Source organism: Pseudomonas sp. B3G-3 (assembly GCF_028640915.1).
Lineage (GTDB): Bacteria > Pseudomonadota > Gammaproteobacteria > Pseudomonadales > Pseudomonadaceae > Aquipseudomonas > Aquipseudomonas chlororaphis_I.
The window spans coordinates 171319-192971 of the sequence record NZ_JAQZAB010000133.1; the positions used below are offsets into that span (position 1 = coordinate 171319).

General features: G+C 64.2%; 20 protein-coding genes. 8 read left to right on the forward strand and 12 right to left on the reverse strand.

Annotated elements, in window-relative coordinates; translation table 11 throughout:
* Positions 1–71: 71 nt before the first annotated feature.
* The 4 genes from PVZ80_RS30895 to choX form a co-directional block, all read right to left on the reverse strand.
* Positions 72–548 (reverse strand): thioesterase family protein, encoded by a 477-nt coding sequence (locus tag PVZ80_RS30895; protein WP_273829764.1) that lies wholly within the window; start codon positions 546–548, stop codon positions 72–74.
* A 149-nt stretch (positions 549–697) separates the two neighbouring features.
* Entirely contained in the window at positions 698–1663 is a 966-nt protein-coding gene (locus tag PVZ80_RS30900) for an L-carnitine dehydrogenase (RefSeq protein WP_273864972.1), read from the reverse strand.
* Positions 1664–1861: 198 nt separating this feature from the next.
* Complete coding sequence (locus PVZ80_RS30905) at positions 1862–2749, reverse strand: 3-keto-5-aminohexanoate cleavage protein (RefSeq protein WP_009051243.1); 888 nt, start codon at positions 2747–2749, stop codon at positions 1862–1864.
* A 73-nt stretch (positions 2750–2822) separates the two neighbouring features.
* Positions 2823–3767 carry a choline ABC transporter substrate-binding protein gene (gene choX, locus PVZ80_RS30910; protein WP_009051242.1) on the reverse strand — a complete coding sequence of 315 codons (945 nt, stop codon included), beginning with the start codon at positions 3765–3767 and terminating at the stop codon, positions 2823–2825.
* A gap of 193 nt (positions 3768–3960) precedes the next feature.
* Between choX and PVZ80_RS30915 the strand changes: the two genes are divergently transcribed.
* On the forward strand, positions 3961–4908 hold the full coding sequence (locus PVZ80_RS30915; RefSeq protein WP_016704212.1) for a GlxA family transcriptional regulator: 948 nt from the start codon (positions 3961–3963) through the stop codon (positions 4906–4908).
* Between the two features lie 98 nt (positions 4909–5006).
* Here the strand turns inward: PVZ80_RS30915 and PVZ80_RS30920 are convergent, their stop codons facing one another.
* From PVZ80_RS30920 to PVZ80_RS30935, 4 genes are all read right to left on the reverse strand, one after another.
* Positions 5007–5423: a DUF3010 family protein gene (locus tag PVZ80_RS30920; RefSeq protein ID WP_025807273.1), complete on the reverse strand. Its 417-nt coding sequence runs from the start codon at positions 5421–5423 to the stop codon at positions 5007–5009.
* 33 nt (positions 5424–5456) lie between these two features.
* The gene (locus tag PVZ80_RS30925; RefSeq protein WP_050899134.1) at positions 5457–5825 is read right to left on the reverse strand and encodes a helix-turn-helix domain-containing protein; all 369 of its coding nucleotides are present in this window, start codon (positions 5823–5825) and stop codon (positions 5457–5459) included.
* Positions 5764–6018, reverse strand: a complete 255-nt coding sequence (locus PVZ80_RS30930) for a type II toxin-antitoxin system RelE family toxin (RefSeq protein ID WP_009051238.1) — start codon at positions 6016–6018, stop codon at positions 5764–5766. The genes PVZ80_RS30925 and PVZ80_RS30930 overlap by 62 nt, the downstream gene beginning before the upstream one ends.
* 230 nt (positions 6019–6248) lie before the next feature.
* Positions 6249–6650 (reverse strand): lysozyme inhibitor LprI family protein, encoded by a 402-nt coding sequence (locus PVZ80_RS30935; RefSeq protein WP_273864973.1) that lies wholly within the window; start codon positions 6648–6650, stop codon positions 6249–6251.
* A 227-nt stretch (positions 6651–6877) separates the two neighbouring features.
* Between PVZ80_RS30935 and PVZ80_RS30940 the strand changes: the two genes are divergently transcribed.
* The 6 genes from PVZ80_RS30940 (at position 6878) to etfB (ending at position 14743) form a co-directional block, all read left to right on the forward strand.
* Entirely contained in the window at positions 6878–7855 is a 978-nt protein-coding gene (locus PVZ80_RS30940) for a dipeptidase (protein ID WP_007926352.1), read from the forward strand.
* 162 nt (positions 7856–8017) lie between these two features.
* Positions 8018–8548, forward strand: a complete 531-nt coding sequence (locus tag PVZ80_RS30945) for a DUF5943 domain-containing protein (RefSeq protein ID WP_003228980.1) — start codon at positions 8018–8020, stop codon at positions 8546–8548.
* Between the two features lie 15 nt (positions 8549–8563).
* Positions 8564–10624, forward strand: a complete 2061-nt coding sequence (gene dgcA, locus PVZ80_RS30950; RefSeq protein WP_038575195.1) for a dimethylglycine demethylation protein DgcA — start codon at positions 8564–8566, stop codon at positions 10622–10624.
* Between the two features lie 163 nt (positions 10625–10787).
* Positions 10788–12737: a dimethylglycine demethylation protein DgcB gene (gene dgcB, locus PVZ80_RS30955; protein ID WP_016704210.1), complete on the forward strand. Its 1950-nt coding sequence runs from the start codon at positions 10788–10790 to the stop codon at positions 12735–12737.
* Complete coding sequence (gene etfA / locus PVZ80_RS30960; RefSeq protein ID WP_009051234.1) at positions 12737–13957, forward strand: electron transfer flavoprotein subunit alpha; 1221 nt, start codon at positions 12737–12739, stop codon at positions 13955–13957. Before dgcB ends, etfA begins: the two co-directional genes overlap by 1 nt.
* Positions 13958–13972: 15 nt before the next feature.
* On the forward strand, positions 13973–14743 hold the full coding sequence (gene etfB / locus PVZ80_RS30965) for an electron transfer flavoprotein subunit beta (protein WP_273864974.1): 771 nt from the start codon (positions 13973–13975) through the stop codon (positions 14741–14743).
* 842 nt (positions 14744–15585) lie between these two features.
* Here the strand turns inward: etfB and gbcA are convergent.
* On the reverse strand, positions 15586–16881 hold the full coding sequence (gbcA, locus tag PVZ80_RS30970; RefSeq protein WP_009051232.1) for a glycine-betaine demethylase subunit GbcA: 1296 nt from the start codon (positions 16879–16881) through the stop codon (positions 15586–15588).
* Between the two features lie 284 nt (positions 16882–17165).
* Here gbcA and gbcB point away from each other — a divergent pair, with 284 nt between their 5' ends.
* Positions 17166–18266, forward strand: a complete 1101-nt coding sequence (gbcB, locus tag PVZ80_RS30975; RefSeq protein WP_009051230.1) for a glycine-betaine demethylase subunit GbcB — start codon at positions 17166–17168, stop codon at positions 18264–18266.
* A gap of 128 nt (positions 18267–18394) precedes the next feature.
* On the opposite strand, the gene PVZ80_RS30980 is transcribed toward gbcB, so the two are convergent.
* The 3 genes from PVZ80_RS30980 to PVZ80_RS30990 form a co-directional block, all read right to left on the reverse strand.
* Entirely contained in the window at positions 18395–19219 is an 825-nt protein-coding gene (locus PVZ80_RS30980; RefSeq protein ID WP_028684188.1) for an SDR family oxidoreductase, read from the reverse strand.
* 137 nt (positions 19220–19356) lie between these two features.
* Positions 19357–20181 (reverse strand): nitrilase-related carbon-nitrogen hydrolase, encoded by an 825-nt coding sequence (locus PVZ80_RS30985; RefSeq protein WP_273864975.1) that lies wholly within the window; start codon positions 20179–20181, stop codon positions 19357–19359.
* Positions 20178–21623, reverse strand: a complete 1446-nt coding sequence (locus tag PVZ80_RS30990; RefSeq protein WP_124314437.1) for a purine-cytosine permease family protein — start codon at positions 21621–21623, stop codon at positions 20178–20180. The genes PVZ80_RS30985 and PVZ80_RS30990 overlap by 4 nt, the downstream gene beginning before the upstream one ends.
* Between the last annotated feature and the right edge of the window lie 30 nt (positions 21624–21653).

Sequence of the window (21653 nt, forward strand, 5' to 3'; positions counted from 1 at the left end):
CTCCGCTTCCTCGCCTGTTTTTGCCTTGCCTGACCTTCGCTCGCCGACTTTTCGTACAGACCCAGGGGTGGTTATTTTTCCGGCGGCAAGGCAATCACCCGGCCGATCCAGGCGGGGGCGGGGAGGTCGGCCTGCTCGGCGGCGATGGCTCGCAGCCTGTTCAGCACCGGCTCGCTGAACGGCGCCGAACGCGGGCCGGCGAGGTCGACGTGGAGCAGCATCTGCTCGTTGCCGGCCAGTTCCAGGTCGCCACCGACCTTGTGCAGGCTGTGGTACAGGTGCAGGCGCTTGCGGTCGTGGCCGATGATTTGGGTGCGCACTTCGACCTCGGTATCGAGCTTCACTTCATGCAGGTAATTGAGGTGCAGCTCCAGGGTGAACAGCGAGTTGCCGCTGGCTTCGCGGTGGTTGCTGTCCATGCCCAGCTGGTCCATCAGGGCGTCGGTGGCGTAGCTGAAAATCAGCAGGTAGAAGGCGTCCCGCAGGTGACCGTTGTAATCGACCCAGTCGGGGATGATGCGGGTGGTGTAGGTGGTGAGTGCAGGCATGTCATGGGCTCACGAAAATGGCGGGCTGAACCTGTAGCCGCTGCCGCAGGCTGCGATAAGGCTCGAAGAGCCTTCCGAGGGCCGCAAGAGCGCGTCTCCTTCGGAGTCGATCGCAGCCTGCGGCAGCGGCTACAGGGGGGGCGTCAGGGTTACTCGCTGAAGCTCATGCCGTGTTTGACCTTGGTGGTTTTCACCGCTTCGAGCACGGCGAGCAGGCAGTCATCACGATAGCGTTCCAGCGCCGAAATGCTGTGTGTGCCGAGCTGCTCGGCAGTGCCTTCGACCACGTCGTCGATCAGCTTGTCGGTCAGCTCCGGGGCCGGCAGGTAGGTCCACGGCAGCTGCAGGGCCGGGCCGAACTGGGCCATGAAGTGCCGCATGCCGGCATCGCCCCCGGCCAGGGTGTAGGTCAGGAAGGTACCCATGAACGACCAGCGCAGGCCGGCGCCGAAGCGGATCGCGTCGTCGATTTCGCCGGTGGTGGCGACGCCGTCGTTGACCAGGTGCAGGGCCTCGCGCCACAGCGCCTCCAAAAGACGGTCGGCGATAAAACCCGGGACTTCCTTGCGTACATGCAGCGGGCGCATGCCGAGGGATTCATAGACCTTGATCGCCGCCTGCACGGCTTCTGGCGCGGTGTTCTTGCCGCCAACCACTTCCACCAGCGGCAGCAGGTACACCGGGTTGAACGGGTGGCCGACCACGCAGCGTTGCGGGTGGGTGGAACTCTCGTAGAAGTCGCTCGGCAGCAGGCCGGAGGTGCTGGAGCCGATCAGCGCATCGGGCTTGGCCGCGGCGCTGATCCTGGCGTGCAGCTCGAGTTTCAGTTCCAGGCGTTCCGGGGCGCTTTCCTGGATGAAGTCGGCGTCTTTCACACACTCTTCGATGGTCGCGACAAAGCGCAGGCGATCCTGGGACGCGCCCGGTGCCAGGCCCTGTTTCTCCAGGGCGCCCCAGGCATTGGCCACGCGCTTGCGCAGGGCCGCCTCGGCGCCGGGCGCCGGATCCCAGGCCACCACGTCCAGGCCGTGGGCGAGGGCGCGCGCTACCCAGCCGCTGCCGATGACACCGCTGCCCAGGGCGGCGAAGGTTTTGATCTCGGTGATAAAGCTCATGACAGGTTTCCTGAAAGTCAAAAGTGAACATATCTGTCGCCGCTGCCGAGCAACGCGAGGCTGCGTACGGCTGCGCAGCAGTCGTAAGGCCGGTCGGCGCGGTGGATCAGGTAACTCGTGGTCGCCCTTGTGGCGGCTGCATTGCAGCCGTGCGCAGCCTCGCGGGCTCGGCAGCGGCTACAGGCAACCGCCTTCGGGTCAGCCGCGCTTGCTCAGGCCCATCTTGGCCCGGCCCTCGGCCGGGGTCAGGACGCGGGCGCCGAGGCGGCTGAGGATCTCGCTGGCGCGTTCCACCAACTGGCCGTTGGTCGCCAGCACGCCCTTGTCCAGCCACAGGTTGTCCTCCAGGCCGACCCGCACGTTGCCGCCCAGCAGCACCGCCTGCGCGGCCATTGGCATCTGCATGCGGCCGATACCGAAACCGGCCCAGACCGCGCCCGCCGGCAGGTTGTCGACCATGGCCTTCATGGTGGTGGTGTCGGCCGGCGCGCCCCAGGGAATGCCCAGGCACAGCTGGAACAACGGGTCGTCCAGCAGGCCTTCCTTGATCATCTGCTTGGCGAACCACAGGTGGCCGGTGTCGAAGATTTCCAGCTCGGCCTTCACCCCCAGTTCCTGGATGCGCTTGGCGCCGGCGCGCAGTTGCGCCGGGGTGGACACGTAAATGGTGTCGCCGTCGCCGAAGTTCAGGGTGCCGCAGTCCAGGGTGCAGATTTCCGGCAGCAGCTCCTCGACGTGGGCCAGGCGGGTCAGTGGGCCGACCAGGTCGGTATTGGGGCCGAACTCCATCGGGTTTTCGCCGGCGCCGATCTCCAGGTCGCCGCCCATCCCGGCGGTGAGGTTGACGATGATGTCGACGTCCGCTTCGCGGATACGCTCCATCACCTCCCGGTACAGCGCGACGTCGCGGCTGAACTTGCCGGTTTGCGGGTTGCGCACGTGGCAGTGGACCACGGTGGCGCCGGCCTTGGCCGCTTCCACCGCGGCGGCGGCAATCTGTTTCGGGGTGACCGGCACGTGGGGGCTCTTGGCGGTCGTGTCGCCAGCACCGGTGAGTGCGCAGGTGATGATGACGTCGTGGTTCATGGTGCGGGTTCCTTACAGGCGTGGTGAGTCGCTGCGCAGCGGTTTGGCGCTGCGCAGAGGGAGTTCGGGGTGGTTATTGGCTAGTCAGTTTCAGGTTGCCGGCGGCCGGCTTGCCATCGAAGGTGGTGACCCCTTCGAGCCAGCGCGCCTTGTCCTGCGGATGGTCGGCCAGCCATTGCCTGGCCGACTCCAGGGCGTCCTTGTGGTCGAGCAGCGGCTGCATCATGCGGCTCTCGTCCTCGGCGCTGAAGGTCAGGTTGCTCAGCAGCCGGCTGACGTTCGGGCACTGTTCGGCATAGGTCGGCGCGGTAACGGTCCATACCGTGGCCATGCCTTCGTTCGGGCCCAGGGCGTCGTCGCTGCCGGTGAGGTAGGTCATCTGCACATTGACGTTCATCGGGTGCGGCGCCCAGCCGAAGAACACCACGGCTTCCTTGCGTCGTACCGCGCGATCCACCGCCGCCAGCATGCCGGCCTCGCTGGATTCGACCAGTTGGAATTTGCCCAGGCCGAACTGGTTCTTGGTGATCATGGCCTTGATCTGGGTATTGGCGCCCGAGCCGGGCTCGATGCCGTAGATCTTGCCGCCCAGCTCTTTCTCGAACTTGGCGATGTCGGCGAAGGTCTTCAGGCCCTTGTCCGCCAGGTAGGTGGGTACCGCGAGGGTGGCGCGGGCGTCCTTGAGGCTGGGCTCGGCCAGCACCTTGACCTGCTTGGCGTCGACGAACGGGGTGATGGTCTGGGTCATCAGCGGGTTCCAGTAGCCGAGGAACAGGTCCAGGCGTTGGTCGCGGATGCCGGCGAAAATGATCTGCTGCGAGGCGCTGGTCTGCTTGGTCTTGTAGCCGAGGCCGTCGAGCAGCACCTGGGCCATGGCGCTGGTGGCGATCACGTCGGTCCAGTTGACCACGCCGAGGCGCACGTTCTGGCAGCTGGCGGCGTCGGCGGCCATCGCGCCGGAGCTGAGAAAGACGGTACCGCTGAGTGCAAGGACGCAACTGCTGATCAGTCGTTTCATGAAGGTTTCCTCGGCAGGTCGTTATTGTCGGTCCCGGCGTCTATGTGCGCCGGTGATGCCACGTTACGCAGCCGGCGGGCGCTGAAAACGCACAGCGGCGACCGGCTCTTGCACTGCAGCGACCTTCGTCTTGAACACGGCGTGGAAACGGCGTATCACAGTGGCCACGCTGCCCGTCATCCGAGTGCGTTCCATGTCCCAGGATTTCTATTTCTTGCTGATGCCGGGCTTCTCGGCCATCGGGTTCATCTCGGCCATTGAGCCGCTGCGGGTGGCCAATCGCTTTCGCGGCGAGCTGTATCGCTGGCATGTGCTGAGCGCCGATGGCGGCGCGGTATTGGCGAGCAACGGCATGTCGGTCAACGCCGATGCGGCGCTGGAGCCGTTGAAGAAGGGCGCGACCCTGCTGGTGGTGGCTGGCTTCGAGCCACTGAAGTTCGTCACCCCGGCGCTGGTGCACTGGTTGCGACGCCTGGATGTGGAAGGCGTGACCCTGGGCGGCATCGACACCGGCAGCGTGGTCCTGGCCGAAGCCGGGCTGCTCGAAGGCCACCGCGTGACCCTGCACTGGGAAGCGATCGAGGCGTTCAAGGAGTCCTATCCGCAGCTCAGCGTGACCCAGGAGTTGTTCGAGATCGACCGGCGGCGCATCACCTCGGCCGGCGGCACCGCGTCCATCGACATGATGCTCGACCTGATCGGCCAGGCCCACGGCCCGGAGCTGGCGATCCAGGTCAGCGAACAGTTCGTGCTCGGGCGCATCCGCCCGCGCAAGGACCACCAGCGCATGGAAGTCGCCACCCGCTACGGTATCCGCAACAAGAAACTGGTGCAGGTGATCGGCGAGATGGAGCAACACAGCGAGCCGCCCCTGAGCACCCTGCAACTGGCCGAGTCGATCAAGGTCACCCGACGCCAGCTCGAACGCTTGTTCCGCCTGCACCTGAACGACACCCCGAGCAACTTCTACCTGGGGCTGCGCCTGGAAAAGGCCCGGCAACTGCTGCGCCAGACCGACATGAGCGTGCTGGAAGTCAGCATCGCCTGCGGCTTCGAATCACCCTCGTATTTCACCCGCAGCTATCGCGCGCGTTTTGCCCAGTGCCCGCGAGAAGACCGGCGCCAAAGCCTGAAGGCCTGAGCGACCTGATCCTGTAGGAGCGAAGCTTGCTCGCGATGCAGGCAACGCGCAGCGTCAGACAAACCGCCATCGCGGGCAAGCCTCGCTCCTACGCAGGGTTATTTTTTCAGCAGCGCCGCACAGGCGGTCTTGTACGCCTCATGCTGATACTTGTTCAGCGTCGCCGGCAGGTCGAAGTTGTGCTTTTTGTTCTGCGCATTGATGGTCTGCGGCGACAGCAGGGTCACTTCGCAATTGTCCAGCAGCTGGAACACGCCTTCGATCTTGAAGGTGGTCGGGCCGCCGGCGAATTCGCCTTTTTTGCTGCGTTTCTTGATGGCGATGCGGCTGATGCCGTTGTCGCGGACGAAGGCGGCGACCTGGGTGGCGAAGGCTTTGACGTTGGCGGCCTCGTCATCGTCGTCCAGGGCGATTTTCTTGCAGGCGTTGGCCAGGTGCTGCGCCGTGCCGTCTTGCAGGGTGGCCATGGCGAAGATGGCTTCGCTGCCTTTGATTTCGATGCCGCAGATGCTCATGGAAAGACCTTTTCTCGGTGAATGGCGTGCAGCTTACAGTTCCAGCTGGTCGGCGCGAATGCCAAAGGCCGCGGCGATCTTCTCGCGGGTGGCGCGCCGGGGCTTGGCGACGCTTTCCTGCTGGGCAAAGGCCGGCTGGGAAATGCCCAGGCGCCTGGCGACCTCGTCCTGGGTCAGGTGCAGGTGTTCGCGCCAGGCGCGGATCGGCGTGGCGCCGTCAACGATGCGGCTGACCACGTCATGGGGGATCAGGTCCGGCTCCTGCTGTTGCGCCACATAGTGCGCATAAGGGATCACCACGAACGCCGGCTTGCCGTCCGTGCCATTGATGATCTGGATGTCAGTAGGTGCGTTCGTCACGTTTCTTGACCTCTTGGATACTGACCACTCGGATAGCGCCATCCCAGTCGAACAGGATTCGATAGTTGCCCACTCGCAGGCGGTAGGCATAGGTGTGGCCGCTGAGTGCCTTGACGTTGCCGGTATCGGGCATGTCGCCGAGCAAGGTCACCGCATCGCGGATCTGTACCTGATGGGCGCTGTGCAATCGCAGCAGTTGTTTGACGGCCTTGCGGGTCCACAGGATGCTGTTCATGAACGAATATAAGCCTTTTATAAGATTAAGCAATCTTTGCTTATATTCGCTTGCGGGCCAAGGCGAGAACCTTGTCCGGGTATTGCTCATGGTTTGTTACAGCTGGGGGGAGGGGAAGGTCAGGGGATTTTCGCGAGCAAGCTCGCTCCTACAGGCGTTGCGCCATACCTGTAGGAGCGAGCTTGCTCGCGATGACGTCATGACGGTTGCCGCAGAGGCATCGGTCGGGCCTATTCCTGCCCGATCGACTCCAGAAATTCCGACCGCTCATCGCTCATGCGCGCCAGGCAATCGGCCTGGGCAATGGCGTAGGCCTTGCTGCCGGGTTTGGCGGGGAAGGTGTCGATGGTGCAGTCGGCGTCGCGCTGTTTCTGCCACAACTGCTGGGCGTTCTGGACCTTGGCGGTGATGTCGGCCAGCTGCGCCTTGTCGCTGCCGTATTGCGTGCCCAGGCGTTCGAGCAGGCCCTGCAGGTTGTCGCTCAGCAGTTGCTCGGCGGTGGTTTTGTTGAAAGTGGCGCATTCCAGAGTCTGTTGGTCCTGTTCGACGCTGTCGCACGGGGAGTTGTCGGCTTCTTCAGCCGCCTGTGCGCCAGTCGCCAGCAGTGCCAAAGCCAGGAAGATCGATTTCATTGCGTCGCAGCCCCCTCTAATCCAGTGATGCGGCGGATTCTGGCCCATGCGCATGACAAAGAACAGATGGGGCAAGGGACGCCCGGCAGACCCTTTGTCGCGGATTGACGCTTTCGGCAATTCCCCTGTCGTTTTTGCACCCGGCTGCCCGGGCACCGAGGCATATGCTGACCCCAAAGCGCCGGCAGACGATTCGGCGCATGAATTGCCAATAAGGGGACTGCCTGATGAGCCCAGCCGAATTGCACGCCGACAGCATCGTTATCGACGGGCTGATCATTGCCAAGTGGAACCGTGAGCTGTTCGAAGACATGCGCAAGGGCGGCCTGACCGCGGCCAACTGCACCGTGTCGGTGTGGGAGGGCTTCCAGGCCACGGTCAACAACATCGCCTCCAGCCAGAAGCTGATCCGCGAGAACAGCGACCTGGTGATGCCGGTGCGCACCACCGCCGACATCCGCAAGGCCAAGGAGCTGGGCAAGACCGGCATCCTTTTCGGCTTCCAGAATGCCCACGCCTACGAGGACCAGATCGGCTACGTCGAGGTGTTCAAGCAGCTGGGCGTGGGTATCGTGCAGATGTGCTACAACACCCAGAACCTGGTGGGCACCGGCTGCTACGAGCGCGACGGCGGCCTGTCGGGCTTCGGTCGCGAGATCGTCGCCGAGATGAACCGCGTCGGCGTCATGTGCGACCTGTCCCACGTCGGCTCCAAGACCAGCGAGGAAGTCATCCTCGAATCGAAGAAACCGGTCTGCTATTCCCACTGCCTGCCGTCGGGCCTCAAGGAGCACCCGCGCAACAAGTCCGATGAAGAACTGAAATTCATCGCCGACCACGGTGGTTTCGTCGGCGTGACCATGTTCGCGCCGTTCCTGGCCAAGGGCATCGATTCGACCATCGACGACTACGCCGAAGCCATCGAATACACCATGAACATCGTCGGCGAAGACGCCATCGGCATCGGCACCGACTTCACCCAGGGCCATGGCCAGGACTTCTTCGAATACCTGACCCACGACAAGGGCTACGCCCGTCGCCTGACCAACTTCGGCAAGATCATCAACCCGCTGGGCATCCGCACCGTGGGCGAGTTCCCCAACCTCACCGAGACCCTGCTCAAGCGCGGTCACTCCGAGCGTGTGGTGCGCAAGATCATGGGCGAGAACTGGGTCAACGTCCTCAAGGACGTCTGGGGCGAATAACGCCAACCTTCCACTGCACACACCAGTAGCCGCTGCCGAAGGCTGCGATCGGCTCCGAAGGAGACGCGTTCTTGCGGTCCTCGGAAGGCTCTTCGAGCCTTATCGCAGCCTTCGGCGGCGGCTACAGATGCACCAATCCAAAGAATTCTGGAGTTTTTACCCATGGCCAAGATCGCCCCGCAACTGCCCATCGAAGTCGACAGCGAAACCGGTGTCTGGACCTCCGACGCCCTGCCGATGCTGTACGTGCCGCGTCACTTCTTCGTCAACAACCACATGGGCATCGAGGAAGTGCTGGGCGCCGAGGCCTATGCCGAGATCCTCTACAAGGCCGGCTACAAGTCCGCCTGGCACTGGTGCGAAAAAGAAGCCGAATGCCACGGCCTGGAAGGCGTCGCGGTGTTCGAGCACTACATGAAGCGCCTGTCGCAGCGCGGCTGGGGCCTGTTCAAGATCCAGGACATCGACCTCGACAAGGGCACCGCCAGCGTCAAGCTCGAACACTCGGCCTTTGTCTATGTGTACGGCAAGGTCGGGCGCAAGGTCGACTACATGTTCACCGGCTGGTTCGCCGGCGCCATGGACCAGATTCTGGCCGCCCGCGGTAGCAAGATCCGCACCGTCGCCGAACAGGTCTACGGCGGTTCCGAAGAAGGCCACGACGATGGCCTGTTCACCGTCAAGCCGTTGTAAGCGGAGTTAAGAAAAATGGCTTTCGAAGCGATGTTCCAGCCGATCCAGATCGGCAAACTGACCATCCGCAACCGGGTGCTCAGCACCGCGCACGCCGAGGTCTACGCCACCGACGGCGGCATGACCACCGACCGCTACGTGAAGTATTACGAAGAGAAAGCCAAGGGCGGTATCGGCCTGGCGATCTGTGGCGGCTCGTCCGTGGTGGCCATCGACAGCCCGCAGGAATGGTGGAGCTCGGTGAACCTGTCCACCGACCGCATCATTCCGCACTTCCAGAATCTGGCTGATGCCATGCACAAGCACGGCGCCAAGATCATGATCCAGATTACCCACATGGGCCGCCGCTCGCGCTGGGACGGTTTCAACTGGCCGACCCTGATGTCGCCGTCGGGCATCCGTGAACCGGTGCATCGCGCCACCTGCAAGACCATCGAGCCGGAAGAGATCTGGCGGGTGATCGGCAACTACGCCCAGGCCGCGCGCCGGGCCAAGGCCGGCGGCCTGGACGGCGTCGAGCTGTCCGCCGTGCACCAGCACATGATCGACCAGTTCTGGAGCCCGCGGGTCAACAAGCGGACCGACGAATGGGGCGGCAGCTTCGAAGGCCGGATGAAGTTCGGCCTGGAAGTGCTCAAGGCAGTGCGCGCCGAAGTCGGCGACGATTTCTGCGTGGGCATGCGTATCTGCGGTGACGAGTTCCACCCGGACGGCCTGTCCCATGAGGACATGAAGCAGATCGCCAAGTATTACGACGACACCGGCATGCTCGATTTCATCGGCGTCGTGGGTTCGGGTTGCGACACCCACAACACCCTGGCCAACGTGATTCCGAACATGAGTTATCCACCGGAGCCGTTCCTGCACCTGGCCGCCGGGATCAAGGAAGTGGTCAAGGTTCCGGTGCTGCATGCGCAGAACATCAAGGACCCGAACCAGGCTACCCGTATCCTGGAAGGCGGCTATGTCGACATGGTCGGCATGACCCGCGCGCACATCGCCGACCCGCACCTGATCGCCAAGATCAAGATGGGCCAGATCGACCAGATCAAGCAGTGCGTGGGCGCCAACTACTGCATCGACCGCCAGTACCAGGGCCTGGACGTGCTGTGCATCCAGAACGCCGCGACCTCCCGTGAATACCTGGGCGTGCCGCACATCATCGAGAAATCCACCGGGCCGAAACGCAAGGTGGTGGTGGTCGGTGCCGGCCCTGCCGGCATGGAATCGGCACGGGTGGCGGCCGAACGGGGCCATGACGTGACCCTGTTCGAGAAGAAAGAGGCCATCGGCGGGCAGATCACCACCGCCGCGAAAGCGCCGCAACGCGACCAGATCGCCGGTATCACCCGCTGGTACCAGCTGGAGCTGGCACGGCTGAAGGTCGACCTGCGCCTGGGCACCGCGGCCGATGCCGAGACCATCCTCGACCTGCGTCCGGACATCGTGGTGCTGGCCGTCGGCGGGCATCCGTTCCTCGAGCAGAACGAACACTGGGGCGCCGCCGAAGGGCTGGTGGTCAGCAGCTGGGACGTGCTCGACGGCAAGGTCGCGCCGGGCAAGAACGTGCTGGTCTACGACACCATTTGCGAGTTCACCGGCATGTCGGTGGCCGACTTCCTCGCCGACAAGGGCAGCCAGGTCGAGATCGTCACCGACGACATCAAGCCGGGCGTGGCCATCGGCGGTACGTCCTTCCCGACCTACTACCGCAGCATGTACCCCAAAGAAGTGATCATGACCGGCGACATGATGCTGGAAAAGGTCTACCGCGAAGGCGACAAGCTGGTGGCGGTGCTGGAGAACGAATACACCGGCGCCAAAGAGGAGCGGGTGGTCGACCAGGTGGTGGTGGAAAACGGCGTGCGGCCTGACGAAGCGATCTACTACGCGCTCAAGGAAGGCTCGCGCAACAAGGGCCAGGTCGACGTCGAAGCGCTGTTCGCGATCAAGCCGCAGCCTTCGTTGAGCCAGGCGGGCGACGGTTATCTGCTGTTCCGCATCGGTGACTGCGTGGCGCAGCGCAACACCCACGCGGCCATCTATGACGCCCTGCGGATCTGCAAGGATTTCTAAGCGCTTGTGGATAACCCTGTAGGAGCGAGGCTTGCCCGCGAAAGCAATGGATCTGCCGACATCCACGGTGAATGTCAGCACGTCTTCGCGGGCAAGCCTCGCTCCTACAGAGGACGAGCAAGTCATCCAGGTAGTTAAGCCCGAGGTCTTTGGGAGCTCCACCATGTTGAACACCCTTCTTCCCATCCTGCTGTTCGCAGCCATCGGCCTGGCTGTCCTGGGCGCGTTGCGGCGGGTGGCCATGTGGCGCCGGGGCCGTGCGTCCAAGGTCGACCTGATCGGCGGCCTGCTGGCCATGCCCAAGCGCTACATGGTCGACCTGCACCATGTGGTGGCGCGGGACAAATACATCGCCAACACCCACGTGGCCACGGCCGGTGGCGCGGTGGCGTCCATCGTGCTGGCGATTCTGGTGCACGGTTTCGGCCTGCATAACCGCATCCTCGGCTACGCCTTGCTGCTGATGTCGGCCGTGATGTTCGTCGGCGCGATCTTCGTCTACCTGCGCCGCCGCAACCCGCCGGCGCGCCTGTCGAAAGGCCCGTGGATGCGCCTGCCGAAAAGCCTGCTGGCGTTCTCGGCGTCGTTCTTCCTGGTGACCCTGCCAGTGGCCGGGATCCTCCCGGAAAACTTCGGTGGCTGGGTACTGGCGGTGATCCTCGGCATCGGTGTGTTGTGGGGCGTGTCCGAGCTGTTTTTCGGCATGACCTGGGGCGGCCCGATGAAGCACGCCTTCGCCGGTGCCCTGCATTTGGCCTGGCACCGCCGCGCCGAACGCTTCGGTGGCGGCCGTTCCACCGGCCTCAAGCCGCTGGACCTGGAAGACCCGAATGCGCCGCTGGGCGTGGAAAAACCCAAGGATTTCACCTGGAACCAATTGCTGGGCTTCGACGCCTGCGTGCAGTGCGGTAAATGCGAAGCCGCGTGCCCGGCCTTTGCCGCCGGCCAGCCGCTGAACCCGAAAAAGCTGATCCAGGACATGGTGGTTGGCCTGGCGGGCGGTACTGACGCCAAGTTCGCTGGCAGCCCGTATCCGGGTAAACCGATTGGCGAACACAGCGGCAATCCGCACCAGCCGATCGTCAACGGCCTGGTGGACGCCGAGACCCTGTGGTCCTGCACCACTTGCCGCGCTTGCGTCGAGGAATGCCCGATGATGATCGAGCACGTCGATGCCATCGTCGACATGCGTCGTCACCTGACCCTCGAGAAGGGCGCCACCCCGAACAAGGGCGCCGAAGTCCTGGAAAACCTGATCGCCACCGACAACCCGGGCGGTTTTGCCCCGGGCGGGCGGATGAACTGGGCGGCGGACCTCAACCTGGCGCTGCTGGGCGAGAAGAAGACCACCGACGTGCTGTTCTGGGTTGGCGACGGTGCGTTCGACATGCGCAACCAGCGCACCCTGCGCGCCTTCGTCAAAGTGCTGAAAGCGGCCAAGGTCGACTTCGCGGTACTCGGCCTGGAAGAGCGCGACAGCGGCGACGTGGCCCGGCGCCTGGGCGACGAGGCGACCTTCCAGCTGCTGGCCAAGCGCAATATCCAGACCCTGGCCAAGTACAGCTTCAAGCGCATCGTCACCTGCGACCCCCACAGTTTCCATGTGCTGAAAAACGAATACGGCGCCCTCGGTGGCGACTACGTGGTGCAGCACCACAGCACCTACATGGCCGAGCTGATTACCGCTGGTGCCCTGAATCTGGGCCAGCACAAAGGCAACAGCGTGACCTATCACGACCCGTGCTACCTGGGCCGCTACAACGGCGAGTACGAGGCGCCGCGGGAAGTGCTGCGGGCGCTGGGGATCGAGGTCAAGGAAATGCAACGTTCCGGTTTCCGCTCGCGCTGCTGCGGCGGTGGCGGCGGCGCGCCGATCACCGACATCCCGGGCAAGCAGCGGATCCCCGACATGCGCATGGACGACATCCGCGAAACCGGCGCCGAGCTGGTGGCCGTGGGTTGTCCACAATGCACCGCGATGCTCGAAGGCGTGGTCGAACCACGACCGCTGATCAAGGACATTGCCGAACTGGTGGCCGACGCCTTGCTGGAAGACGCCGCGCCCGGCAAGCCGGCGACCCCGGCCAAACGTGAACCTGCGGAGGCCCACTGATGAGCGACATTATCCGCCGCGACCCGCGGGCCGAATGGATCGCCCGTAACCGCCTGCACCCGCTGCACGCGGCCATGCAGCCGGCGCAGCACAGCTGGATGGGGCCCAACGGCATCATCCGCAAGAACCCCCACGGGGTCGGTTTCATCGGCCCCAACGGCATCAAGCGCATCGACCGCAGCGGCGCCCAGCAGGGCGGGGCGGTCAAGCGCAGTGCTGCGGTCGAAGTCCAGCTGCCGCTGCATCAGGTGGCGCAGCCGGCGTTCTACATCAGCGTGGTGCCGGACATGGTCGGCGGCCGCCTGAGCAGCCACGACCGCGACCTGCTGGGCCTGGCCCATCAGCTGGCCGGCAAGGACGGCGCGGTGCTGGCGGTGGTGTTCGGCGAGCACAAGGAAAACGCCTTCGCCACGGCCGGCGTCGACCGCCTGCTGGTGCTGGAAGGCAACGAATTCAGCGGTTATGCACCGGAACAACGGGTCCAGGGCCTGCGGGCTGTGGATAACCAGTTCAGCCCGCGCCACTGGCTGCTGCCCGACAGCCGCACCGGTGGCGGCGAACTGGGCCGACGCTTTGCCGCGGCCCTGGGCGAACGCCCGGCCACGCGGGTCTGGCAGGTCAAGGACGAGCAGTGCATCGGCCGCGCCGGTGCCGGCTTGCAGGACCTGGCCCGGCCGCTGGCACGCTTGATCCTGGCCGCCGCCGAATGCGCGGAACCGGTCAGCGAAACCCGCCACGAAGCCCTGCCGGTGGAGTTATCCACAACGGTGGCGCGCAGCCTGGCGCGGATCGAAGACCTGGGCGCGGTGGCGGTGGACCCGGCGGCGATTCCCATGGCCGAGGCCGAATTCATTTTCTCCGGCGGCAACGGGGTCAAGGACTGGGAGCTTTTCCACAGGACCGCCGCGGCCCTGGGCGCCACCGAAGGCGCGTCGCGGGTGGCGGTGGACGACGGTTTCATGGCCCGCGACCGTCAGGTCGGCGCCTCGGGCACCTGGGTTACCGCCCGGGTGTACGTGGCGGTGGGGATTTCCGGGGCGATCCAGCACCTGCAGGGCATCGGTGCCTGCGACAAGGTGGTGGCGATCAACCTCGATCCGGGCTGCGACATGATCAAACGCGCCGACCTGTCGGTGATTGGCGAAAGCGCCGAGCTTCTTCAAGCCTTGATCGCGGCGGTAGAGGCCTACCGCAACGGCGCCAAGCGCGATGCGGCTTAAGGGAAGGATAGGGTTATGAGTACTAATGTGATCAGCCTGGTGTCCATCGGCGCCCACCCGACTTCCGGCCGGCCACGGCGTGCCGAGCAGGATGCGCGGGCGGTCGAGCTGGGGCTGCAACTGGCCGGGGACAGGCTGCAGGTGCTGCATGCCGGCGATATCGCCGAACCGGCCCTGCGCGCGTACCTGGGCATGGGCCTGGAACAGATGCACGTGCTGGAGCAGTCGGCCGGTGCCGACGCGCTGCCGGCGCTGACCGATTATCTGCGCGATGCCGGGGCGCAAGTGGTGCTCACCGGCAGCCAGGCGGAAACCGGCGAAGGTTCGGGCATGCTGCCGTTCCTGCTGGCGGAAAACCTCGGCTGGCCGCTGGTGGTGGGCCTGGCCCAGGTGGAATCCATCGACAGTGGCGTGGCCCTGGTGCTGCAAGCCCTGCCGCGTGGCCAGCGCCGTCGGCTGAAGGTGCGCCTGCCGTTCCTCGCCACTGTGGATAACGCCGCGCCCAAGCCACGGCAGAGTGCCTACGGCCCGGCCCGACGCGGGGTGCTGCAGGCGCGGCAGGTGGAAGTGCTCGACGATGAGTTGTTCACCAGCGCCACCCTGCAACCGGCCAAACCCCGGCCCAAGCGCCTGAAAGTGATCAAGGCCAAGAGCGGCGCCGACCGCATGAAAGCCGCGACCGCCAAGGCCAGCGGCGGTGGCGGCCAGGTGCTCAAGGGCATCAGCGCCGAAGCCGGGGCCGAGGCCATCCTCAAGCTGTTGATCGAAGAAGGTGTGGTCCGTTAGGGCCAGGCCTGTCGCTCCACCGTTATCGCCAGCAAGCTTCGCTCCTATAGGGGCGCGGCTTGCTTGTGACTGATTCCCCTCCTGCATCCACGGTTACCCACAATCCCTGTGCGCGCCTCTGTGGATAAGATGTTCGTCCCTCTCTGCAAGCCTCGCCAATCAAGCGCTGCAGCGCGTTGTACGAAAAATGATCAAGCTAAGTCGAGGTTTTTCCGAAGGTTTTTCTGTGGATAAGGAATTCCCTCGCTCCTCTGCTGCTGCCGACTTGCCCCCAAAGTCTGTTGGCCTCTTTGTGGATAAGATGTTCGCTGTCCGCTGAGAGCCATATAAACAGCGGTCTGCAAGGGGTTGGTCAAAAAATAGGCAAATCCGGGGTTTTGCCTTGCCGGCGGTACTGAAGCCTCGATATTTCGCGCTATTCGGCGGTTTTCCACAGCCCGATGCCTTTCACTGCGAAGTTGCCCCCAAAGTCTGTTGGCGCTTCTGTGGATAAGGTGTTCGCCTTCGTCTATGGCCCTTTAAATACGTGGCTTACAGGCTGATGATCAAAAAACGATCAAAGCTGTATGGAAAAGGCCTTTCTGGATAAGTCACGGATTTTCTTCAGGTTCTGACAATGAATCAGCTGGCTGAAAGCCGAGTTGCCCACATTTGCTGTGGGTGGAGATGTGGATAACTTGTTCGCGGAAGGCTGGGGGCCTTGTCGGCCATGGCCGGGAAGGGGGTAGATCAGATTTTGTACAGCGACTTCGTCCTGGTAGGAGCGAAGCTTGCTCGCGATGAACGATAACCCGGTGTGTCAGATGCACCGTGTCGCGGTCATCGCGAGCAAGGACTCGGGGTCAGCCGTGAACCGGCACGCCCTTGAGGTACGGAGCCGGTTCGGCGCCGAGGTTGCTCAGCATGCGCTCGCTGTACCAGTCCACGAAGTTGACCACGCCGAACTCGTAGGTCTTGGAGTACGGGCCTGGCTGGTAGGCCGTGGAGTTGATGCCACGCTGGTTCTCTTCGGCCAGGCGACGGTCCTGGTCGTTGGTGGCGTCCCACACCTGGCGCATACGCTCGACGTCGTAGTCCACGCCTTCGACCGCGTCCTTGTGCACCAGCCACTTGGTGGTGACCATGGTTTCCTGGGCGCTGATCGGCCACACGGTGAACACGATGATGTGGTCGCCCATGCAGTGGTTCCACGAGTGCGGCAGGTGCAGGATGCGCATCGAGCCCAGGTCCGGGTTCTTGATCCGGCCCATCAGCTTGGCGCAGCCCTGCTTGCCGTCCATGGTCATGGACACGGTGCCCTTGAGCAGCGGCATGCGCACGATGCGGTTACGCAGGCCGAAGCTGGCGTGGGCGTAAGGGATCTTCTCGGCTTCCCAGGCGGTGGCGCAGGCGCTCACGTGGTCCTTGAACGCCTGGTCGGCGCGCGGGTCGGTGACGTCGTCCCACTCCAGCAGGGTTTTCAGCAACTCCGGGTGCGAACCGCCGCAGTGGTAGCACTCGCGGTTGTTCTCCAGCACCAGCTTCCAGTTGGCCTTTTCCATCAAGGTGGTTTGCACCGCCACCTTGGTGTTCTCCATGTCGTAGGGTTCCATGTAGTGCGTCAGGGTCGCCAGGAAGTCATCGATGGCCGGCGGGTTTTCCGCGAGGCTGATGAAGATGTAGCCACCGGCGGTCTTCACGTTCACCGGCTTGAGGCCGTACTGCTTCATGTCGAAGTCGGCGCCCATCTCAGTGCCGGCGAACAGCAGGCGGCCGTCCAGCTCGTAGGTCCACTGGTGGTAGTGGCAGACCAGCTTGGCGACCTTGCCCTTATCGCTGGTGCACAGGCGCGAACCGCGGTGGCGGCAGACGTTGTGGAAGGCATGGACCACGCCGTCGGCGCCACGGATCACGATGATCGGGTTCTTGCCGACCTGCAGGGTCATGTAGTTGCCCTTGGTCGGAATCTCGCAGGTCATGCCGGCGATCAGCCATTCCTTCTGGAAGATCTCCTGCATGTCGATATCGAACAGGCGCTCGTCGCAATAGAACGGCTGCGGCAGGGAAAAGGTCCGCTCGCGTTCTTGGAGCATTTGTGCGGTGGCCTTGCGTGCGGGTTCCAGCGGATCGCCCAGGCTCAGGGTTGCGGTGACGTCCATCGTTTTGGTCCTCATGGCCATCTGTGTGGCCGGCGAAAGTGACTACGGTTGCTACGCAAGGCTGAAAGAAAATCAGCGGTTATCAGTTGAGGCGAGTGTGGGGCCGGCGCGGTCCAGAACCTTATCCATGGGCGACATGGCCCAATCTGTTCCCGACGCGCAAGCCCCGGTGGTTGGGGGCTGGTCGCGATAAGTATGTGAATGTCGCAGATAGGTAAATGGGTGTTTATGGGCCTGCGCACAATCGCCACCATAAAGGCCGGCAGTCGGCCGTGGAGATCAGCATGTCCAACAACTTCCTGAACCCGGTAACCACCCAGACCTGGGCCAATGGCCGACACATCGTCCGTTGCGTCAAAGTCATCCAGGAAACCTGGGACGTGCGCACCTTCTGTTTCATGGCCGACCAGCCGATCATGTTCTTCTTCAAGCCGGGGCAGTTCGTCACCCTGGAGCTGGAGATCGAAGGCCAGCCGATCATGCGTTCCTACACCATTTCCAGCTCGCCCTCGGTGCCCTACAGCTTCTCGGTGACCATCAAGCGCGTCCCTGGCGGCAAGGTGTCCAACTGGCTGCACGACACCCTGCACGAAGGCCAGGAGCTGGCGGTGCACGGGCCGGTGGGGCTGTTCAACGCCATCGACTTCCCGAGCCCGAAAGTCCTCTACCTCAGCGGCGGCGTCGGCATCACCCCGGTGATGTCCATGGCGCGCTGGTTCTACGACACCAACGGCAATGTCGACATGGTGTTTATCCACAGCGCGCGCTCGCCGAAGGACATCATTTATCACCGCGAGCTGGAGCACATGGCATCGCGGATCGACAACTTCAGCCTGCACCTGATCTGCGAGAAACATGGCCTGGGCGAGCCCTGGGCCGGTTATCGCGGCTACCTGAACCACAAGATGCTGGAGCTGATGGCGCCGGACTTCCTCGAGCGCGAGGTGTTCTGCTGCGGCCCGACCCCTTACATGAACGCGGTCAAGCGCCTGCTCGAGGCCAGTGGCTTCGACATGTCGCGCTACCACGAGGAATCCTTCGGCGCGACGCCACCGGAAGCCCGTGCCGACGCCGTGGAACAGGCCGAACAGGCCGCCGAGGCGCCGGAAATCGACGTCGCCGACCTGCACCAGGTGGAGTTCACCGCTTCCGGCAAGAGCATCCGCGTGGCGCCGGGCGAGACCGTCCACGCCGCCGCGGCCAAGCTTGGCCTGATGATCCCCAAGGCCTGCGGCATGGGCATCTGCGGCACCTGCAAGGTGCTCAAGCTGGGCGGTGAAGTGGAGATGGACCACAACGGTGGCATCACCGAGGAAGACGAAGCCGAAGGCTACATCCTGTCCTGCTGCAGCGTGCCGAAGGGGGATGTGCGGGTCGAGTATTGAGCGAACGTTTCCGGTCCCGGGCGTGGCTTGGGATCGCGTTATCGTTCATCGCGAGCAAGCTCGCTCCTACAGGTTCTGCACCTGACCTGTAGGAGCGAGCTTGCTCGCGATTGGCGCCCTGCGTTTTTTCAATCGATAAACAGATCCGTCATCAGCGCTTCGCTGCTGTCGGGATCGAAGCGGTAATGGGCGAAATCGCTCACCCCCTGTTCGCGCAGTATTTCCTCGTCAATCAGCAAGCGCCCGGTGATGCGGCGCTGGCTGCTGGAGAGGATCGCATGAGCCGCGTCGGCCATGATCGCAGGCGTGCGCGCATGCTTGAACGACTCGCGCGAACCCAGCTGGAACTCGATGGCGGCGGTGGCGATCATGGTCTGCGGCCACAGCGAGTTGACGCTGATGCCGTAGTTCTTGAATTCCTCGCTCATGCCCAGGGTCAGCATGCTCATGCCGTATTTGGTCACGGTGTAGGGGCTGTACTGGGCGAACCATTTGCTCGCCAGGTTCAGCGGCGGCGACAGGTTGAGAATGTGGCCGCCGCTGCTTTTCAGGTAGGGCAGGGCCGCCTGGCTGCACAGCAGCACGGCGCGGGTGTTGATCTGGTGCATCAGGTCGAAGCGCTTGAGCTCGATGTGTTGCACCCCGGTCAGCTTGATTGCCCCCGCATTGTTGACCAGCGCATCGATGCCGCCGAACTGCTCGGCGGCCTTGGCCAGGGCCTGGCGCACCACCTCTTCGTCACGCACGTCCACTTGCAGGGCCAGGGCCTTGCCCCCCAGCGCCTCGACCTCGCGGGCCACGCTGAAGATGGTACCGGGCAGCTTGGGATGAGGGTCGGCGCTTTTCGCCGCGATCACGATATTGGCCCCGTCCCGCGCCGCCCGCAGGGCGATCTCGCGGCCGATGCCACGACTGGCGCCGGTGATGAACAGGGTCTTGCCTTGTAAGGACATGGAGACGCTCCTGATTATTGTCGTTATCCGAGCGGGTACAGCGGCTCGCCAGTCAATCTAGTTCATGTCTGGCGCGTGTGCGGGGCGGGGGCGAAAAGGCGCTGGGCCGCGGGCCTTGCCCGCGGCAGGGGGAGGACTCAGTACAGCGCCGGACGGCGATCCAGGTGCACGTGGTTATGGGCGCTGATGTGTTTGTGCCGGGCGTCCGCCAGGGGCAGCTCCGCCAGCAGCAGTTGCTGCTGGGGATGACGGGCGCTGCCGGCCAGCGGATAACCGTCGGCGTCGACGATCAGCGAGCCGCCGACCCAGGCCACGCCACGCTCGTCGCCGCAGCGGTCGCAGGCGGCGATGAACATGCGGTTGACCGCGGCGTTGGCCTGGACCCGGACCATTTCCGCCGGGCGTTCGCCCGCGGGGCGCGGCCCGTCCGGCCAGTTGACCGGGGCACAGAGCAGGGCGGCGCCGGCCAGCGCGGGCAGGCGCACCCATTCCGGGAACTCCAGGTCGTAGCAGATCAGCATCGCGATCGCGCCAAAACGGGTCTCGACCACCGGTGGCGGCTGGTCGCCGACCGTGAATACCAGCTTCTCCCGGTCCCACAGATGGGCCTTGCGATACACCGTCACCCGCCCTTCGGGCTCGACCAGCGCGGCGCTGTTGGCCACTTGCCCGGCATTCAGGCGCTCGCAGAAGCCGCCGACGATCACCACCTGCAGTTCCGCAGCCAGGGCCTTCCACAGGGTCAATGTCGGCCCGTCGAGGGGCTCGGACAGCGCCAGCGCCTCTTGCCGGTCGGCGAACACATAGCCGCTTTGCACCAGTTCCGGCAGCACCACCACCTGGGCGCCCTCGGCGGCGGCCTCGCGAATGGCCCGCTGGCCCAGGTCGCGGTTGTAGTCGAGCTCGCCCACTCGTGGGGCGAGCTGTTGACAGGCGACTTTCAGGGTAGGCAGTCCAGTCATTGGCCGGCTCCTTCCAGTTGGCGTTCGCTGGCCTGGATCGCCAGGCGCTCGGCGTCCAGGTCCAGGCCGCGGGTCAGCGCCCAGTAGGCCACGCCGGCCACGGCCAGGCCGATGACAAAGGCAATGTCCGCGCCCTCCAGCGCCCGGGAAACCGGGCCCTGGTAGAAGCTCAGGGACATGAACGGAATCATCGCGATCAGGCCGAGGAAATAGGCGACCAGCCCGGGCATGGCCCAGCGGCCATAGATGCCGGACGGGTTGAAGATGTCGCTGATGGCGTAGTGACCTTTGCGCACCACGTAGAAGTCCGCCAGGTTGACCGCGGTCCAGGGCACCAGGAAATACAGCATCAGCAGCACGAAGGTGTTGAAGCTCGCCAGGTAGCTGTCGGGGATGTTCATGGCGATCAGGAAAATCACCACCGCCACCAGGGCAATGCCCACCACCCGGCTCTTGAGGTTCGGCTGGATCTGCAGGAAACCGTCGATGGCACTGATGCCGGTGAGCATCGCGCCGTAGCAGTTGACCGCCATGATGCCGACCAGGGCGGGCACGGCGATCAGCACGGTAAAGGTGCCGAAGCCCGGGATCATCTGGTTGCCGACTTCGCGGACGCTGCCGATGGCGTCCGGGGACGGCAGGGCGGACGCCAGGAAGGCGCCCAGGGACATCAGCCACAGCGCCGAACCCGCGGCGCCCAGGTAGGTCCAGAAAATCACCTGGCGCGACGAGGTCTTGTGCGGCAGGTAGCGCGAGTAATCCGAGACATACACCGAGTAGCTGATCTGGTAGCCGGCGGCCGCCGACAGCTGGATCAGGAAGGCCGACCAGGAAAAATGCGCGTCGGCCACGGCGGCATCGGCCTGCAGGGTCATCAGCGCGCTGACGGTCAGTACGCTGAACACGCTGATCATGATGTAGGTCAGCCAGCGCTGCACGGCGTGCAGCAGGTCATGGCCGACCACGGCGATGATCACCGCGAGGATGATCATCAGGCTGTACCAGGGCGCCCGCGCGCCGGGTACCACAGTGTTGATCGCATCGGTGGCGAGGATCACGTTGAACACATTGAAGCCGATGTAGACGAAGACCACGGCGGTGAACGGCACGATGGCGCCGCGCAGGCCGAATTGCGCCCGCGACTGGATCATCTGCGGCAGGCCCATGCGGGGTCCCTGGTTGGCGTGGAAGGCCATGCAGAAGGTGCCCAGGCAGACGCCGAGGACGATGGCCAGGATCGAGTAGTGCAGGCTCAGGCCGAGGGCGGCGCCGGTGAAGCCGGTGACCATGGTGGTCAGGACGAAGTTGCCGGTGAACCAGAACGGTCCCTGGTGCCAGACCTTGCCGTGGCGCTCGTGGCGCGGCACGTAGTCGATGGAGCGGGTTTCGATCTTGAGGCTGGGTGACGGGGCTTTTTCCGTTGCCGCGGGCAGGCTGGTCATGGGGTATTGCCTTGTTTTTATAAATTGACC

Bases quoted from the DNA above. Each gene is read 5' to 3' on its own strand.
- PVZ80_RS30895 (WP_273829764.1), bottom strand. From the start codon at position 548: ATGCCTGCACTCACCACCTACACCACCCGCATCATCCCCGACTGGGTC.
- PVZ80_RS30900 (WP_273864972.1), bottom strand. From the start codon at position 1,663: ATGAGCTTTATCACCGAGATCAAAACCTTCGCCGCCCTGGGCAGCGGT.
- PVZ80_RS30905 (WP_009051243.1), bottom strand. From the start codon at position 2,749: ATGAACCACGACGTCATCATCACCTGCGCACTCACCGGTGCTGGCGAC.
- choX (WP_009051242.1), bottom strand. From the start codon at position 3,767: ATGAAACGACTGATCAGCAGTTGCGTCCTTGCACTCAGCGGTACCGTC.
- PVZ80_RS30915 (WP_016704212.1), top strand. From the start codon at position 3,961: ATGTCCCAGGATTTCTATTTCTTGCTGATGCCGGGCTTCTCGGCCATC.
- PVZ80_RS30920 (WP_025807273.1), bottom strand. From the start codon at position 5,423: ATGAGCATCTGCGGCATCGAAATCAAAGGCAGCGAAGCCATCTTCGCC.
- PVZ80_RS30925 (WP_050899134.1), bottom strand. From the start codon at position 5,825: ATGGCGCTATCCGAGTGGTCAGTATCCAAGAGGTCAAGAAACGTGACG.
- PVZ80_RS30930 (WP_009051238.1), bottom strand. From the start codon at position 6,018: ATGAACAGCATCCTGTGGACCCGCAAGGCCGTCAAACAACTGCTGCGA.
- PVZ80_RS30935 (WP_273864973.1), bottom strand. From the start codon at position 6,650: ATGAAATCGATCTTCCTGGCTTTGGCACTGCTGGCGACTGGCGCACAG.
- PVZ80_RS30940 (WP_007926352.1), top strand. From the start codon at position 6,878: ATGAGCCCAGCCGAATTGCACGCCGACAGCATCGTTATCGACGGGCTG.
- PVZ80_RS30945 (WP_003228980.1), top strand. From the start codon at position 8,018: ATGGCCAAGATCGCCCCGCAACTGCCCATCGAAGTCGACAGCGAAACC.
- dgcA (WP_038575195.1), top strand. From the start codon at position 8,564: ATGGCTTTCGAAGCGATGTTCCAGCCGATCCAGATCGGCAAACTGACC.
- dgcB (WP_016704210.1), top strand. From the start codon at position 10,788: ATGTTGAACACCCTTCTTCCCATCCTGCTGTTCGCAGCCATCGGCCTG.
- etfA (WP_009051234.1), top strand. From the start codon at position 12,737: ATGAGCGACATTATCCGCCGCGACCCGCGGGCCGAATGGATCGCCCGT.
- etfB (WP_273864974.1), top strand. From the start codon at position 13,973: ATGAGTACTAATGTGATCAGCCTGGTGTCCATCGGCGCCCACCCGACT.
- gbcA (WP_009051232.1), bottom strand. From the start codon at position 16,881: ATGGACGTCACCGCAACCCTGAGCCTGGGCGATCCGCTGGAACCCGCA.
- gbcB (WP_009051230.1), top strand. From the start codon at position 17,166: ATGTCCAACAACTTCCTGAACCCGGTAACCACCCAGACCTGGGCCAAT.
- PVZ80_RS30980 (WP_028684188.1), bottom strand. From the start codon at position 19,219: ATGTCCTTACAAGGCAAGACCCTGTTCATCACCGGCGCCAGTCGTGGC.
- PVZ80_RS30985 (WP_273864975.1), bottom strand. From the start codon at position 20,181: ATGACTGGACTGCCTACCCTGAAAGTCGCCTGTCAACAGCTCGCCCCA.
- PVZ80_RS30990 (WP_124314437.1), bottom strand. From the start codon at position 21,623: ATGACCAGCCTGCCCGCGGCAACGGAAAAAGCCCCGTCACCCAGCCTC.